This window comes from Kitasatospora sp. NEAU-69 (genome assembly GCF_057158765.1).
Genome location: NZ_JBWXUE010000008.1, coordinates 138,285 through 153,626, shown reverse-complemented (window position 1 = coordinate 153,626; position 15,342 = coordinate 138,285). Strand labels below are relative to the sequence as shown.

Annotated in this window: 12 protein-coding genes; 7 read left to right on the top strand and 5 right to left on the bottom strand. The window is 72.8% G+C overall.

The window, feature by feature from the left end:
* Positions 1-139: 139 nt before the first annotated feature.
* Positions 140-553, top strand: a complete 414-nt coding sequence (locus AC060L_RS11915; RefSeq protein ID WP_483798629.1) for a hypothetical protein — start codon at positions 140-142, stop codon at positions 551-553.
* Positions 554-616: 63 nt separating this feature from the next.
* Here the strand turns inward: AC060L_RS11915 and AC060L_RS11910 are convergent, their stop codons facing one another.
* Entirely contained in the window at positions 617-1,495 is an 879-nt protein-coding gene (locus tag AC060L_RS11910) for an alpha/beta fold hydrolase (RefSeq protein ID WP_483798628.1), read from the bottom strand.
* 75 nt (positions 1,496-1,570) lie between these two features.
* On the opposite strand from AC060L_RS11910, the gene AC060L_RS11905 reads away from it, so the two are divergent.
* Positions 1,571-2,203, top strand: coding sequence for a TetR/AcrR family transcriptional regulator (locus tag AC060L_RS11905; RefSeq protein ID WP_483798627.1), 633 nt, complete (start codon positions 1,571-1,573; stop codon positions 2,201-2,203).
* On the opposite strand, the gene AC060L_RS11900 is transcribed toward AC060L_RS11905, so the two are convergent.
* The gene (locus AC060L_RS11900; protein ID WP_483798626.1) at positions 2,204-2,635 is read right to left on the bottom strand and encodes a hypothetical protein; all 432 of its coding nucleotides are present in this window, start codon (positions 2,633-2,635) and stop codon (positions 2,204-2,206) included. It lies immediately after the preceding gene.
* Between the two features lie 540 nt (positions 2,636-3,175).
* Positions 3,176-3,454, bottom strand: a complete 279-nt coding sequence (locus tag AC060L_RS11895; protein WP_483798625.1) for a hypothetical protein — start codon at positions 3,452-3,454, stop codon at positions 3,176-3,178.
* A gap of 259 nt (positions 3,455-3,713) precedes the next feature.
* Here AC060L_RS11895 and AC060L_RS11890 point away from each other — a divergent pair, with 259 nt between their 5' ends.
* From AC060L_RS11890 to AC060L_RS11870, 5 genes are all read left to right on the top strand, one after another.
* Positions 3,714-6,272 carry a helix-turn-helix domain-containing protein gene (locus AC060L_RS11890; protein WP_483798624.1) on the top strand — a complete coding sequence of 853 codons (2,559 nt, stop codon included), beginning with the start codon at positions 3,714-3,716 and terminating at the stop codon, positions 6,270-6,272.
* A gap of 220 nt (positions 6,273-6,492) precedes the next feature.
* Positions 6,493-7,626: a serine hydrolase domain-containing protein gene (locus AC060L_RS11885; RefSeq protein WP_483798623.1), complete on the top strand. Its 1,134-nt coding sequence runs from the start codon at positions 6,493-6,495 to the stop codon at positions 7,624-7,626.
* Between the two features lie 79 nt (positions 7,627-7,705).
* Complete coding sequence (locus AC060L_RS11880) at positions 7,706-8,794, top strand: alpha/beta hydrolase (RefSeq protein ID WP_483798622.1); 1,089 nt, start codon at positions 7,706-7,708, stop codon at positions 8,792-8,794.
* Positions 8,795-9,014: 220 nt separating this feature from the next.
* A complete protein-coding gene (locus AC060L_RS11875; protein WP_483798621.1) occupies positions 9,015-9,590 on the top strand; it encodes a 2'-5' RNA ligase family protein in 576 nt (191 codons plus the stop codon).
* Positions 9,591-9,673: 83 nt separating this feature from the next.
* Positions 9,674-11,146, top strand: a complete 1,473-nt coding sequence (locus AC060L_RS11870) for a UDP-N-acetylmuramoyl-L-alanyl-D-glutamate--2,6-diaminopimelate ligase (protein WP_483798620.1) — start codon at positions 9,674-9,676, stop codon at positions 11,144-11,146.
* 57 nt (positions 11,147-11,203) lie between these two features.
* Here the strand turns inward: AC060L_RS11870 and AC060L_RS11865 are convergent, their stop codons facing one another.
* Positions 11,204-12,913: a proline--tRNA ligase gene (locus tag AC060L_RS11865; protein ID WP_483798619.1), complete on the bottom strand. Its 1,710-nt coding sequence runs from the start codon at positions 12,911-12,913 to the stop codon at positions 11,204-11,206.
* Between the two features lie 181 nt (positions 12,914-13,094).
* A complete protein-coding gene (locus AC060L_RS11860) occupies positions 13,095-14,447 on the bottom strand; it encodes a S53 family peptidase (protein ID WP_483798618.1) in 1,353 nt (450 codons plus the stop codon).
* Positions 14,448-15,342: the final 895 nt, after the last annotated feature.

The following is a 15,342-nucleotide window of genomic DNA, read 5'->3' as shown; positions in this document are numbered from 1 at the left end:
CTGCAACACCAGCAGCACAGCCCCAGCAGACCAGACCGCCCAAGGGCTGCCCCGAAACTGGGGCGGGGCAGGCCCTTTCATGCAGGGCCGGCCCCGGTGGGAGGATGGCGTCCTCAACGATGTCCAGGAGGCGCTCCGCGTGCACACGCCCGCCGACTACCGTGATCTGGCGCGTGCCTCGAATGATGGTTCCGTCTTGCATCGGCTCGCGCGGTGCTCGTACCCCTTCGTCTGGCATGAGCTGGCTGCCAATCCCCACACGCCGCCCATTGCTCTGCTGGAGCTGACTGCGGCCCGCCACACCAGCTGGAACGACAACAGGCTCCTTCGCCTACTGGCCGAGCACCCCGGAGCGGACCGTACCGTCCTGCGTGCCGTCCTGGACGCCACAGCAGCGAAGCTGACGGAGGGTGAACGACCCTATGCCGCCGTGCTGGCTCTGGCAGAGCGGGTCGAGCTTGAAGCGGACGAGGTGAGGAAGCTCGCGGCTCTCCCCGGTGCTTCCGCCCGTCTGCGCGGTCTGCTTCACCGACGGCTCGCCGCCCGCGGCTGAGTCAGCGCAGGATGGCCGCGCTCACTGCGTTCACGGGCGCCTTTGGAGGACTGACAAAACCCCTTAGGCAGCGATGAACTGCAGGAGGTGGTCGTTGACCAGGTCCGGGCGTTCCAGGTTGAGTCCGTGGCCGGCGCGTTGCACGATCTCGGCCCGAACTCCCGGGATCAGTGCGGTGACCCTGTCCAGCACCTGGCGCGGCCGGAGCAGGGCGCTGCGACTGCCCAGCAGGACGAGGGTGGGCAGCCGGATGGAGCTCAGTTCCTCGTCGGTGAAGGGCCTGGCCGCGGGGCGGGTGCTCGGCTTGTAGGTCCGCATGGCCAGCATCAGGGGGGCGATCATCTCGGGCGGTGAGCTGAGTGCGGGGTTGGCGAGCAGCCGGCCCAGGGCCGGGCGCAGGCGCCGCGGGGCGAGCATCCCGAACAGGCCGCCGATCATGTGTGCGTAGAACCGCGCGGGAACCTTCTCGATCCCGCCGGGGTCCAGCGGCGCGATCGAGGCGAGGCGTTCGGGCGCGTGGATGGCCTGGTTGAGGGTCAGCCAGCCGCCGTAGGACAGGCCGACGAGGTGGATCCGCTCCAGGCCGAGAGCGGCGAAGACCTCGCCGAGCCAGGCCGCGTTCTCCTCGGAGCCGGCCGCGACGGCGCGCTGAACGCTGCGGCCGGGGTCGTCGAGCGTGTCGATCGCGTAGACCGGGTGGTGCAGACCCAGGGCGGCGACCTGCGGGTACCAGTTGGACGCGTGGCCGGCGTGACCGTGCAGCAGCACGATCGGTTCGCCGGTCCGGGGTCCGTAGTGGTGGACGTGGACGGTGCCGTAACCGGTCTCGACGTCGAGCTCCCGGCGGGGGCTCGGCCACAGCTCCATCGCCTGGTCGTAGGCCACGAGGAACTTCGCCCGGGCCTCCTCGCTGACGAAGTGTCCGATGCTCGTCCTGGTCATGTTCCCTCCCGATACGCAGTAGAGCAGCAGCGTTTGATGATATGTTTGTACCATAAAATATTCGAAGGGGACCCGATGCCGAAGCTGGTGGACCACGAGGAGCGGCGAGCCCACATCACCGACGCGCTGCTCCGCGCGGCGGCGAGCGACGGCCTGCATGCCGTCACCATGCGGTCCGTCGCGATCGAGGCGGGTGTCTCGGTGCGGCTCGTGCAGTACTACTTCGACACCAAGGAGCAGCTGCTGCTCGCGGCCCTCACCCGGCTCGCCGTGCGGATGGGCGAGCGGGTCCGCGACCGGGTGAGGGCGGCCGGCCCCGTGACGGCTCCGCGGGACGTCATCGAGGCGGTGCTGCTCGAAGCCGTGCCGACCGACGAGGAGAGCCGGACCTTCCACCTCGTCTACACCGAGTACGCGGTGCTCGCCGTCACCGATCCCGCACTCGCCGACCAGTCGTTCCTCGCGGCGCCCAACGAGATGGAGGGCTTCCTGGTCGGCCAACTGACCGCCGCCCGGCAGGCCGGCGAGACCGATCCACGCATGGACGCCCGCCAGGAGGCCGTCGTCCTGCTGGCGGTCTCCGCCGGCCTCGGCCTGAGCGTCCTGCTCGGCCAGCGGACGCCGGAGGACGCGACCGCGGTGCTGCACTACCACCTCGGCCGGCTCTTCCCCGGCACTGGGGCTCCGAGCGCGACGGCCGTGCGCTAGCTAGCGGGGCCCCTTCGACAGGCGGCGGGCGGCGCGGGAGCGGGAGCGGGGGTGCAGCAGGACGGCCGCCACGGCGGCGGGGACCGTGGTGAGCAGCAGGTAGGAGACGGTCGAGCGGCTCTGCGCGGCTCGGCTGTGGCGGTGGCCCAGCAGCGCGCCGACGGCGGACGACGGCGTGCCGGACGGTCGCGGGCGGACCGCGGAGGGGGATGGGGTCGCGGATGGGGACGGGGACGGGGTGCCGGCGGGCGGGGTGCTGGCGGGTGGGGTGCTGGCGGGTGGCGTCGCGGACGGGGTGATGGCCGGGGGCGCGGGCGGGACTGCTGCGGGCGGCTCGGCGGGCGGTGGCGGTGGCGGTGGCGGTGGCGGCAGGAGTGGAGGGGGCGGCGGGGGCGGCGCGGCGGCGGCCACGGCGGCGGGGACTGGTGGCACGGCCGGCGGGATCACGGCCGGCGTAGGTGCCACGGGTGACGCGGGCGGAACGGACGGGGGTGCAGGTGCGGATACGGACGGCGAGGGCGTCGGCGTGGGCGACACGGTCGGGGTGGGGGTTGGGGTAGGGGTGAGGGTGGGCGTGGGCGTGGTCGGTGACGTCGCGGCGGCGATGGCCAGGGTGCCACCCGGCGTGCCGGAGGGTGTGGTCGGCAGCGGGGAGCCGGCCGAGACCTCCGGACAGGGCGCGGCCGTCGCCTCGGGCGGGCCTGACGCGCCGTCGGCAGTCGCTGCCGTGGCACCCACTGCCGCCGGGCCGCAGCTGAGTGCCGCAGCTGCCACGACGGCCAGCGCCGCGGCGATTCGCCGCGGTCTACGAGCAACCTGCCGATCCGGCTGATCCGTCGGCGCACCCTGGCTCATCATCGGATTGTCTCCGCCCCAGGTCCCCGCGGGCCCAGCGACACCCACCCGCTGAGCCGTCCCGCACCGGCGCCGCCCGAACGGAGCAACCCCGGTCGGCAGAGGCCGCTGCCGGCCTCAACGGGAAGCGCTCCAGTGCCGGTAGGCGGCGCCGAGGAGCAGGAGCAGGAGGGCGAGGATGCCGAAGCGGCGGCAGCCGGGGCGCCCGCCCGAGCGTCCGTCCGGGCGGCTGCCGGGCCGGCTGCCGGGCCGTCTTCGGTTGATCTCGACGTGGCCGCCCGGGGGGATGCCGGGGTGGCGCTTGGCGTAGTGGGTGATCTGCTGGCGTTCGCCCTGGGGCTGGGTGAGCCAGGGGGTCTTGAAGCCGCATTCGCCGCACCAGTAGCGGTAGGCCATCGGGGTGACTCCTGTGGGGGCGGCGGCGGGTCAGCGGCGGGGTCGGCGGCGGGAGCGTGGACGGGCCCTGGGTAACCCGCACCGGGTGACGGGGGGTGGCGGCCCTGCGGCCGTCACGGCCCGCACGGCCACCCCCCTGCAGCACTGATCGTCGGCCTTTCCGCTGGTCAGCGAACAGGCCACGGCACCGGCCATTTATGACCGGCCGTCACGGTAGGCTCACTCGCCGGGGATACTGGCGAGTAGGGGAGACGACCCGGTGACTGATCAGCTCGGCACGCTGCTGCGTCGGTTGCGCCGCCAGGCCGGGCTGACGCAGGAGCAGGCGGCGGAACGGTCCGGGGTGAGCGTCCGCACGATTCGCCGGCTGGAGACCGGCAAGTCCACCGATCACCGGCTGGGCACGGTGCACCTGCTGGCGGACGCACTCGACGTCGGACCGGCCGACCGCCGCCTGCTGGCCGCCCTGCTCGCGCGCACGCAGGAGGTGGCGGACACCGGCGCCGGGGTGCCGGAGGTCGAGCCCATACCGCCCGGGCCCATACCGCCCGAGGCCGTGCACCGGACGCCGGGCATGGAGCGCGAGCGCGAGCGCGAGCGCGAGCCCCAGCCCCAGCCCCAGCCCGTGTCCGCTCCCCCCGGCTTCGTGCCGCCCGCGCCGCTGCCGGTTCACGGCGCGCTCGCCGAGGCCGTGCAGGAGCTGGCCCGGGAGGTCCGGCGGCGCTGGCGGTACGAGGAGGAGCAGCGCCGGGTGCACGACCCGTTCCCGCTGCCGGTCCGCTGGCGGCCCGCGCCCGCCGGCCTGACGGACCACTGGGAGAACATCCAGCGCCTCGGCCCGGGTGCCGAGCCGCGCCGGCTCGACCTGAGCGGTGACCTGCGCAGCGTGGCGGCGGTCTACCGGCGGATCTCCTCCGGCCGGCTGGTGATCCTCGGCCGGGCCGGCTCGGGCAAGTCGATCCTCACGATCCGGTTCGTCCTGGATTTCCTCGATTTCCCGGATTTCCAGGAGCCCACGGCCGGGCCGGGCCGGGTGCCGGTCATCTTCAGCCTCGGCTCCTGGGACCCGACCACCACCGCGCTGCGGGACTGGCTGATCGGCCGGCTGCTGCGCGACCACCCGCACCTGGCCCGCCCGAGCGCCGGCGGTTCGACGCTGGCGACCGCGCTGCTCGACGCCGACCTGATACTCCCGGTGCTCGACGGGTTCGACGAGATCGCGGAGGGCCTGCGCCGCCAGGCGCTGGAGGCGCTCAACGCGACCTCGCTGCCGCTGGTCCTCACCAGCCGCCGCGGCGAGTTCGCCGAGGCCGTCCAGGCGGCGCACGCACCACTGGTCTGGGCGGCCGGGATCGAGCTCACCGACCTCACGCTGGACGACCTCGCGGGCTACCTGCCCCGCACCGCCCGTGCGATCGGTCGGCCCGACGACGACAGCAACCACTGCGGCAGCACCGCCCCCGAAGCCCGGTGGGACGCCGTCCTCGGCGAACTGCGCACGCAGCAGGCCCCGGCGAGCGCCCGCCTCGCCGCCGTACTGACCACCCCGCTGATGGTCATCCTGGCCCGCACCAGCTACAGCGAGGTACCCGACCGCGATCCGGCGGAGCTGCTGGACCCCGTGCGCTTCCCCACCGAACACGCCGTCGAGGAGCACCTGCTGGCCGGCTTCGTCCCGGCGGTCTACCGTCGCCGCGTCCCCGAACAGGACGCCGGCGGCCACCGGCGCCGGCGGCACGGCCCGGATCCCGAGCGCGCCCAGCGGTGGCTCGGCCATCTGGCCCACCACCTGGGCCGGCTCGACCTCGACCAGCAGGACCTGGCCTGGTGGCGGATCGGCGACTCGGTGCGGCACTCGACCCGGATCATGGTGGTCGTCCTGGCGACAGCGCTGAGCGTCACCCTGGCCGACTGGCTCGGCGGCGCGCTGGTCGCCCCGGCCGGGATCGGTGAGGTGCTCCTCCAGGGCGCCCTGATGGGCCCGGTGGCCGGCCTCGCCTTCGGCTGCGTGTACGCGCTGATGCTCGCCTACCGAGGCGGCCCGGTGTTCGAACCGGCCCGCGTACGGCTGCGCCTGCGCCTGCCCGGGGCCGGTCCCGCGATCGGACGGCGGACGCTGCGGACCTTCGCCGCGCGGTTCGGGGACGGGCTGCTCGGCGGCTCGGTCATGGGCGTCGGGTGCGCGTGCGCGCTCACCCTCGAACGCGCGCTCTACTCCGGGCCCCCGCTCACCGCCCCGCACGTGCTCGAGTCCACGCTGATCAACATGGTCTGCTTCGGACTGATCTTCGGCACGGCCGCCGGGCTGGTCTTCGGGCTGATGTCCGCGCTGGAGGCGCCGGTGGACGTCACCTCGGCGGCCACCCCGGTGAGCCTGCTGGCCGCCAACCGCGCGACGGTCGGGCGGCAGATCCTGGTCCTGGTGCCGCTGCTCACGGTGGCGATCGCCTGCGGGGGCCGCCTGATCGTCGACCTGCTCCGCGGGCCGCTGGGGCCGCTGAACTGGGAGCTCTCGGACGGGCTCATGATCGGCGCGATCGGCGGGCTCGGCGGCGCGGTCTCCTACGGCCTCGCCTTCACCGCCTGGGGGCAGTGGCTGGTGCTCTCCCGGGTCTGGCTGCCGCTGACCGGCAAGCTGCCGTGGGACACCGTCGCGTTCCTGGAAGACGCCTACCACCGCGGCGTGCTGCGCCAGACCGGCGCGGTCTACCAGTTCCGCCACATCCGGCTGCAGCACCACCTCGGCCGCAGCTTCCGCGAGCAGCAGGCCCGGTACCGGCCGGCCAGCTTCCCCGGCGAACAGCACGGCCCGTCCTAGCTACTCGGACCCGTCCCGATGCCCCCGGCGCGGCGCCGGTCCTGACGACCGGCCATGGATGGCCGGTGGCCCGATGGCCGGTGCGGTGGCCTGTCCCGCGGGCCCGGCCGGGCGCCAGCATCGACGTACCCGGTCAGCGGCGTCCCGGACACCGCGTCACCTGGGGTCTGACGACAGGCCCTCGGACCGGAACCCTCACCGCCGTGGACGAAGGAGTCCAATGAAGTCCCTCCGCTTGACCGCCGTCGGCGTGACGCTGCTGCTGGCCGCCCTGGCCGGTACCGGCTCGGCGAACGCGGACGCACCGACCGCGGCCGGCATCCTGCAGGCCGGCGCCCAGCAGGGTGTCGCCGACGGGTACCCCGGCGTGATCGGCCTGGCCCGCGTGGGCGACACCACCCAGTACGTGCACGCGGGCACCGGCAACCTCGCCACCGGTGTGCCCGCCGACCCGCAGGCGCAGTTCCGGATCGGCAGCAACACCAAGGCGTTCACCTCCACCGTGCTGCTCCAGCTGGAGGCCGAGCACCGGCTCTCGCTGGACGACACCGTCGCCAGGTGGCTGCCGGGGGCGGTCAACGCCAACGGCTACGACGGCTCGAAGATCACCATCCGCGAGCTGCTCAACCACACCTCCGGCCTGCCCGACTACGCCGGGCTCACGCAGTACTCCGGCCCGTACGTGCTCGGCCTTAACGCGACCCAGACCTACTCGCCGCAGTCCCTGGTGGACGCCGCGCTCGCCTCGGTGGCCCCGAGCAGCGCACCGGGCCAGGCCTGGCACTACGCGAACACCAACTACGTGCTGGCCGGCATGGTGATCACCGCCGTCACCGGCAACAGCCCGGCCACCGAGATCCAGAACCGGATCATCCAGCCGCTCGGACTGGCCCACACCAGCTTCCCGACCAGCGACCCGAACCTGTACGGCAACTACCTGCACGGTTACGTGCACCCGGTGACCTTCTACACGAACGACGTCACGGTCTCGAACGTCCAGCTCTACAACGCGGCGGGCGCGATGGTGTCGACCCTGGACGACCTGACCACCTTCAGCCGGGCCCTGCTGACCGGGAAGCTGCTGCCGCCCGCCCAGGAGGCCGAGCTGAAGACGACGGTGCCGGCGGACAGCGCCGGAGACGGCTACGGCCTGGGCATCGAGCACGCCAAGCTGCCTTGCGGCTGGGCCTGGGCGCACGACGGCGCCGTGATCGGCTACCTCAGCAACTGGCTCACCAGCGACGACGGGACCAAGCAGATCGCCGAGGTCAACAACGAGTACCACCTGCTCTCCCCCACCACCGGCCAGACCGACACCGGAACCGCGCTGCTGAACGCCTACTGCGCGCTCTGACCGTTCACGGCCCTCGCACCGCACTCGCATCGCTCGCGCTCCTGCTGCCGCTCCCGCTCGCGCTCCGAAAGGACCACCCATGACCTCCCTGCTCCCCCGCCGCTGGCGCCGGCACGCGACCACCGCCGCCGTCGCCGCGGCGATGGCCGTGACCGGACTGCTCGGGGTCTCGCCCGTCGCCGCCCACGCGGACGCCGGCGCCCCGCCGAGCTTCACCAACGGGTTCGGCCTGACCCAGATCGGTGCCCCCGAGGTGCACTCCAGCACCGACTTCACGCTCACGGTGGCCACCGCACAGCTCTCCGGCACGCACAAGATCCGGATCCTCCTCCCGCAGGGCTACGCGGCCGACCCGACCAAGCGCTGGCCGGTGACCTACTTCCTGCACGGCGCCGGCGGCACCGTGGACGACGCCGCGGCCGCGCCCGCGCTGCACTCGGACTCGATGATCACGGTGGTGCCGGACGGCGGCCTGAAGGGCTGGTACCAGGACTGGGCCATGCAGAACACCGCCCTGGGCGCGGCGAACTGGGAGACCTTCCACACCACCCAGGTGGTCCCGTTCATCGACGCCAACCTGCGCACCATCGCCGACCGGGCCCACCGGGCCGTCGTCGGTCTGTCGATGGGCGGCTTCGGCGCCCTGCACTACGCCGAGGACCGCCCCGACCTGTTCGGCCACACCGCCGCGCTCTCCGGCGGCATCGACTTCGGCATGGCGGAGATCCGCGGCGCCGTCCTGGCCACGGAGCTCAACCTGCTCGGCGCCTGGTGCGCGGTGAGCACCTCCGGCACCGGCCAGTGCACCGGCGACGGGCCCTACGTCGACAGCGACGCGATCTTCGGCTCGCCCTACCCGGTCTTCAACGCGGACCACATCTGGAACCAGGTCAACCCCGCCGACCCCGCCAACCTGGCCAAGCTCGGCAGCACCGACATCACCCTCTACACCGGCAACCAGGGGCCGATCGACCACTTCACCGAGATCGCGTCCAACACGGTCAAGGCCCGCCTGGACCAACTCGGCATCCCGAGCCGCTACGTGGACTACGGCAACGGCGCCTCGCTCTCCCCCACCTGCGACGGCGGCCACGACTACGGCTGCTGGGCGCCCGCCTTCGCCGACTACATCCCCCGCCTCGCGGCCGCCTTCAACGCCGCGGGCTGACCCGACGCGAGCGACTGCGCGCACGCCCGACGCTGACGCGGCCGACCCGACCGGCGGATGCCGGTCGGGTCGGCCGCGTAAGCGTCAGCGGAGGGCGTGGGCAGCGGGCAGGTGGCGAGTGGCGGGTCGCGGGTGGCAGGTGGCGGGTGGCAGGTGGCGGGTGGCGGGTGGCGGGTGGCGGGTGGCGGGTGGCGGGTGGCGGCTGAGGGATCATGGAAGCGTGGCAGAGCAGCTCACCCCCGGCGGCGTCCTCGATGTCGCGCCGAGCGCGCGCACCGCGGTGGCGTGGCTGCCGCCGCCGGAGCTGTGGCCGCCGATCCAGGACATCCGCTGGGAGCACGACCCGCAGATCCGGCGCTGGCCACCGCACGTCAACGTGCTCTTCGGCTTCGTGCCGGAGTCCGACTTCGAACGGGCGGCGCCGCTGCTGGCCGCCGCGGCAACCGAGGTGCCGGCGTTCGACGCCCGGTTGCAGGGCGTGCACGCGTTCCGGCACCGGCGCGGCTCGACCGTCTGGCTCGACCCGGCCGCGGCCGACCCCGCCCCGTGGGCGGCGCTGCACCGCGCACTCGTGGAGCGGTTCCCACGCTGCCGGGGCCGGGCCGAAGGCTTCACCCCGCACCTCTCGCTGGGCCGGAGCGACCGGCCGAAGCAGCTGATCGCCGAGTGCAACGCCCGACTCGGCGGGATGTCCGCGCCGGTCGGCGAACTCACCTTGCTCTCCCGCCGCGGGGACGAGCCGATGCGGGCCCGCGCGACGGTCGCCCTGGGCACGGGTGAGGTCCGCCGGCTTTGACCACGCTGCACCGATTACCGTCCACCGCACGCCGACCCGTACCGTGCGAGAACCGCCCTGCTCCCCACCCCGGAACGGACGACATGAAGCTCAGCGCACTGCTGCACGGCCTGGACCACACCGTTCTCAGCGGCGACCCGGACGTCGAGATCACCGGCGGCGTGGTCTTCGACTCCCGCGCGGTGCGCCCCGGCGCGCTGTTCGCCGCGATCCGGGGCCGGCACATCGACGGGCACCGCTTCCTCGCCCAGGCCGGGCTGGCGGGCGCCAGGGCCGCGCTGGTCGAGCAGGACGTCCCGGCGGTGCCCGGTCTGACGCTCGTCAGGGTGGCCGGCACGCGGGCCGCGACTGCGCACGCCGCCGCCCGGTACTTCGGCGAGCCGGGCCGCGAGCTCCAGGTGATCGCGGTGACCGGCACCAACGGCAAGACCTCGGTCGGGTACCTGCTGGAGGCGGCTCTCGGCTCACTCGGCCGCCGGGTCGGGGTGATCGGCACCGGAGGCCCGCGGCTGGCCGGCCGGCCGCTGGCCGTCGCGACCACGACGCCGACCACGCCCGAGGCACCCGATCTGCAGGCGATCCTGCGTCAACTGGTCGATGCGGCGGCGGACACCGTGGTCATGGAGACCTCATCCACCGCGCTGCTCCAGCACCGGAGCGACCACAGCTTCGTCGACATCGGCGTCTTCACCAATCTGACGCCCGACCACCTGGACGACCACGGCACCATGGCGGCCTACCGGGACGCCAAACTGCGGCTCTTCCGCGGGCAGTGCCGCACCGCCGTGGTCAACGCCGACGACCCGGTGAGCGCCGAGGTCCGCGCGCTGATGCCGGACGCTACCCGCACGTTCTCCGCCGCCGGCGCGGCCGCCGACTTCACCGCGCGGAACGTCCGGATCAGCGCTGCCGGCAGCTCGTTCACGCTCCACCACGACGGTCGGTCCTACGCGTGCCGGCTGCCCGTGCCGGGCCGGTTCGCCGTCGCGAACGCGCTCGCGGCGGTGGCGGTCGCGGTCACCGCCGGCCACGAGCTCGGAGCCGTCCTCGCCGGGCTCGCCGAACTGCCGCAGATCCCAGGCCGGTTCGAGACCCATCGGACGAGCACCGGGACGACCGTGGTGGTCGACTACGCGCACTCCGAGGACTCGTTGGGGCAGGTGCTCGACACCATCCGCGGCTTCGCCACCGGCAGGGTCGTCACCGTGTTCGGCTGCGGCGGCGACCGCGACACCACGAAGCGCGCGCCGATGGGCGCGGTGGCGGCCCGGCTCAGCGACCTGGTCGTCCTCACCTCCGACAACCCGCGCACCGAGGACCCGGAGGCGATCCTCGACCAGGTCGAGGCCGGGCTGGCCGGCGGCCGGACACCGTACGAGCGGATCACCGACCGCCGTCAGGCGATCTCCCGGGCCCTGCGACTGGCCGGTGCCGACGACATCGTGCTGCTGGCCGGCAAGGGCGCCGAGCCCTACCAGCTGATCGCCGGCCGCAGCGTCCCGTTCCAGGACATGGCCGTGGTCAGGGAACTCGACCTGGCGGGCAGGCCGGCCTGAGGACGGCCTGACCGCGACCCGCCGGCCGGGCTGGGCAGGCTGAGCCTGCCGGGCGTGTCAGCGGCCGTGTTCGACGAGCTTGCGCACCCGGTCGGCGATCTCCGGGACCGGGACGCGCTCGGTCTCGCCGGTGGCGCGGACGGTCAACTCGACCACGCCGTCGGCCAGTCCGCGCTTGCCGACGGTCACCCGCAGCGGGATGCCGACCAGTTCGGAGTCGGCGAACTTCACACCGAGGCGCTCGCCCCGGTCGTCGATCACCGTTTCGACGCCGGCCGCGAGCAGCTGCCGGTAGACCTGCTCACCGGCCGTCGCGGTCTCCTCGTCGTTCGGCTGGGCGACCACGACGACGGCGTGGAACGGCGCGATCGACAGCGGCCAGACGATGCCCCGGTCGTCGTGGTGGCACTCGACGACCGAGGCCATCGCGCGCTCGATGCCGATGCCGTAACTGCCCATGATCAGGTTCACCGGTGCTCCGGCGGCGTCCTGCACGGTGAGGCCGAACGCCTCGCTGTACTTGTAACCGAGCTTGAAGATGTGCCCGACCTCGATCGCCTTCTGCACCTGCAGCCGCTCGCCGCAGTTGACGCACGGCTCGCCGGCCACGACCTCGCGCAGGTCCGCCCAGCCGCCGACCGCGACGTCCCGCTCGACGTCCACGCCGCGCAGGTGCACGCCGTCGGTGTTGGCGCCGGTGAACATGTCGGTCCGGCCGCGCAGCGCCTCGTCGGCGAGCACCCGGATCGCACTGCCCACGCCGACGGCGCCGAGGCTGCCGGGCAGCGCGCCGAGCGCCTCCCGGATCTCGTCCGGACGGGCCGGCCGCACCGTGACGGCGCCGGTCGCGTCGATCAGCTTCTGCTCCGCCAGCGCGTGGTCGCCGCGCAGCAGGACCAGTGCGAGCTCACCGTCCAGCAGGTAGACGAGCGTCTTCACCTGGCGCTCGGCCGGTGCGTCGAAGCGCTGGGCGAGGTCCTCGATGGTGCGCACGCCGGGCGTGTCGAAGCGCTCGGGGGCGGCCGGCCCGGCGGCGTCCCGACTCGGCGCGAGCTGCGAGGTGGCCTTCTCGACGTTCGCCGCGTAGCCGCAGGCCGGACAGTGCACCACGAAGTCCTCGCCGATCCCGGCCGGGCACATGAACTCGGTGGAGTCGGAGCCGCCCATCGTGCCGTTGGACGCCTCGACCGGGATCGCCGGAATGCCGATCCGGTCGAAGATCCGAAGATACGCCTCGCGATGCCGCGCGAACGCGGTGTCCAGGCCCTCGGGGGCGAGGTCGAAGGAGTACGAGTCCTTCATGGTGAACTCGCGGGTGCGCATCAGACCGGCCTTCGGCCTGGGCTCGTCGCGGAACTTCGTCTGGAACTGGTACCAGATCTGCGGCAGTTGCCGGTACGAGCTGAGCTCGGCGGCGAGCGTCGCGAAGATCTCCTCGTGCGTCATACCGAGCGTCAGGTCGGCGCCCTTGCGGTCCTTGAACCGGAACATCTCGTCGCCCAGGATCTCCGAGCGGCCGCTGCGCTGCCAGATCTCGGCGGGATGCATGGTCGGGAGCATGAACTCCTGGGCGCCGATCGCCGTCATCTCCTCGCGGATGATCCCGATCACCTTCGCCCGGACCCGCACCGCGAGCGGCAGCAGCGAGTAGTGACCCGCCATCAGCTGCTTGATGTACCCGGCCCGCAGCAGCAGGCGGTGGCTCGGCGCGTCGGCCTCGGCCGGCGTCTCGCGCAGGGTGGGGATGTGCAGCTGGGACCAGCGCATGGTCGGCACCTTTCTTTTGCGACCCCGGTTTCTTCAGGGGCTCCGGCCAGCCTAGGGCTCAGCGGGGCTCACCCGTTCGGAATTATTCGCGCGCGCGAGTGCGTGACCTGCGGCTCGACCACGGCTGAGCCCGCGCCACCTGCGGACGCGGGCTCAGATTCGGCTGTGGTCAGTGGTGGGGTCAGTGGTGCGCGAGGGCCTGGACGAGCTTGGCGACGTCCACCGTGCCGACGCCGGTCGCCTGGTCGTAACCCGGGCCCGCGGTGTAGCCGTTGGGGCCGGTGGAGCCGGTGGTGACGTCCACGATGCCGGCCGAGTGCTGGGCGTACAGCCGGTACAGGTCGTCGTCGATCTGGCCCAGGCGGTGGCCGGCGGCCTGGTCGGCGAGCGCGACGACGCCGGCGAAGAGCGGCGAGGACTCACTGGTACCGGCACCGTCCGCCGTCCAGCCGGTGTTCTTCGGGTCGAAGCTGGAGTAGATCCAGAGCGCGCCGTTCGGCGAGCCGGCCATGCTGACGTCCGGGGTGCCGCGGTGCTCGCCGACCACCGAGCGGACCGCGTTCTGGTAGCCCGGACGGGCGAAGACCTTGGAGAGCTCGCCGCCGCTGCCCGACCACGCGGCGTCCGGCGCGGTGCGGGTGCCCTGGTCGTCCAGCGAGAGCTCGGTCCCGCCGACCGCGGTGACCAGCGGGTCGCCGGCCGGCCAGGCGGCGTCCAGCTTGGTGGAGTCGCCACCGCCGTCGCCGGAGCTCGCGGTCAGCGTGACGCCGTGCTTGGCGGCGTTGGTGAAGGCGTAGCGCAGCGTGGTGAGGCTGGTGTAGTCGCCGACGTCGAAGCCCGGGAACATCGCCTCGCTGGTCGCCCAGCTCATCGACACCACGTCCGCCTGGTTCGCGTTCACCAGGTGGTTGATGCCGCTCATCATCTCGGGCACGCCGACCGGGCCCTCGGTCTCCGAGACGCCGGTCTCCAGCAGCACGATCTTCGCGCCGGGCGCGACGGCGTGCGCGGCCTCGACGTCCAGCGTGGTCTCGCTCGCCCAGCCGGCCATGTCGGCGTTGGTCGGGTCGAAGGTCGGCACCTGACCCCACTGCACCACCTGGACCTGGCTGCTGGGGATGCCGAACTGCGCGGAGTAGGTGTCGAGGTCGTGCTGGATCGTCGGGGAGCCGTACGAGTCGACGATCACGATGGTCCGGCCCTGACCGGTGGTCCCGGCCTGGTACAGCGGGTTGAGGTCATACGCCGTCCGGTACTGGAGCGGCGTGTAGCAGGCGCGCTGGAGCTGGGCGACGCAGGCGCTGGTGGCGATCGGCGCGGCGAACACCGGGTCGCTCGAGCTGCCGGCCCGGCCGACGGCGCGCAGCGCACCCGAGGCCGGGTGCGCCGCCGGGACCGCGGCGGCACCGGTGGTGCCGGTAGCACCGGCAGCGGAGACCGACGACGAGGCGGCACCGGTCAGCGCCGGGACCAGGGCGAGCGCGAGTGCGCCCGCGGTGGCGGCGGCGAGTCGCAGGCGTGCGGACTTGGACACGTGACGTCCCCTCTGGGATGGGAGCTGAGATCTGAAGGCACTGCACTGACACTGCACTGGCACTGCACTGACTGAGAGCACGGCTGACGGGAGCACCGCTGACGGGAGCAGGACAAGCCCCACCCTAGAAGGAGAGGTGATCAGTTGGCGAGAGGGAGAGCCGGGTCGCTCGGCAAGTTCGCCCCGCTACAGTCGATCTGAAGTTACGTCATATGACGTCCCATCAGCTGCTTTGCCGGCTGTTCGAGCAGCAACATTACGTGAGCATACGGCCGACTTCCGACAATCGCGTCTCCCGACCCGATGAGGAGTTCCCATATGTCGGACTTGGTGCCACGATCGATTAACCGGATGGAACCTCGACCCCCGGGATCGCTATACGCAGCGAGAGGCGGTGTCCCCCATGAGATAAATCCAAGCCATGACCCGTGGGCGCCGACCTTCCGCGGCGCCCACGGCTCTGCCCGCCGGAAACCGACGGAGGAGCGAGCAGCGACGCGCGGTGCCAGAGCCTGTCCGGCCGAGCCGGGAAGAGGCTGCTGGTGGCGCGCCGAACTCGTGTTCGGGTCGGGTGCGGTGGCAGGGTCTTCATGGTCGGCCGAATGGGGACGAAGCGTCTTCGGCCGGATTTCATCGCAGCCGTTTCCGGCGCGCTTTCGGCGTGCGTTCGGCGTGCGTTCGGCACTCGCGAAATGACGCTGCTGACGTTCCGGAATATCTCGTGGCCGCCGCCGGGCACGGCGCGGCGCGCATTACTCCGCATTCCCCGCCAGAATCGCGTTCCCGTGACCCGCAGCGCTCCACCCTCGGAGACGGCGCCGGTCCGGGACTTCCCCGTGGGCCGGAGCAGTGGCCTCAGCGGCCGCAGTAGCTGCAGTGAGCACAGTGGGCGCGA

Coding starts and splice junctions, on each gene's coding strand:
- AC060L_RS11910 (WP_483798628.1), bottom strand. CDS start 1,495: ATGACCAGGACGAGCATCGGACACTTCGTCAGCGAGGAGGCCCGGGCG.
- AC060L_RS11885 (WP_483798623.1), top strand. CDS start 6,493: ATGAAGTCCCTCCGCTTGACCGCCGTCGGCGTGACGCTGCTGCTGGCC.
- AC060L_RS11880 (WP_483798622.1), top strand. CDS start 7,706: ATGACCTCCCTGCTCCCCCGCCGCTGGCGCCGGCACGCGACCACCGCC.
- AC060L_RS11905 (WP_483798627.1), top strand. CDS start 1,571: ATGCCGAAGCTGGTGGACCACGAGGAGCGGCGAGCCCACATCACCGAC.
- AC060L_RS11865 (WP_483798619.1), bottom strand. CDS start 12,913: ATGCGCTGGTCCCAGCTGCACATCCCCACCCTGCGCGAGACGCCGGCC.
- AC060L_RS11870 (WP_483798620.1), top strand. CDS start 9,674: ATGAAGCTCAGCGCACTGCTGCACGGCCTGGACCACACCGTTCTCAGC.
- AC060L_RS11895 (WP_483798625.1), bottom strand. CDS start 3,454: ATGGCCTACCGCTACTGGTGCGGCGAATGCGGCTTCAAGACCCCCTGG.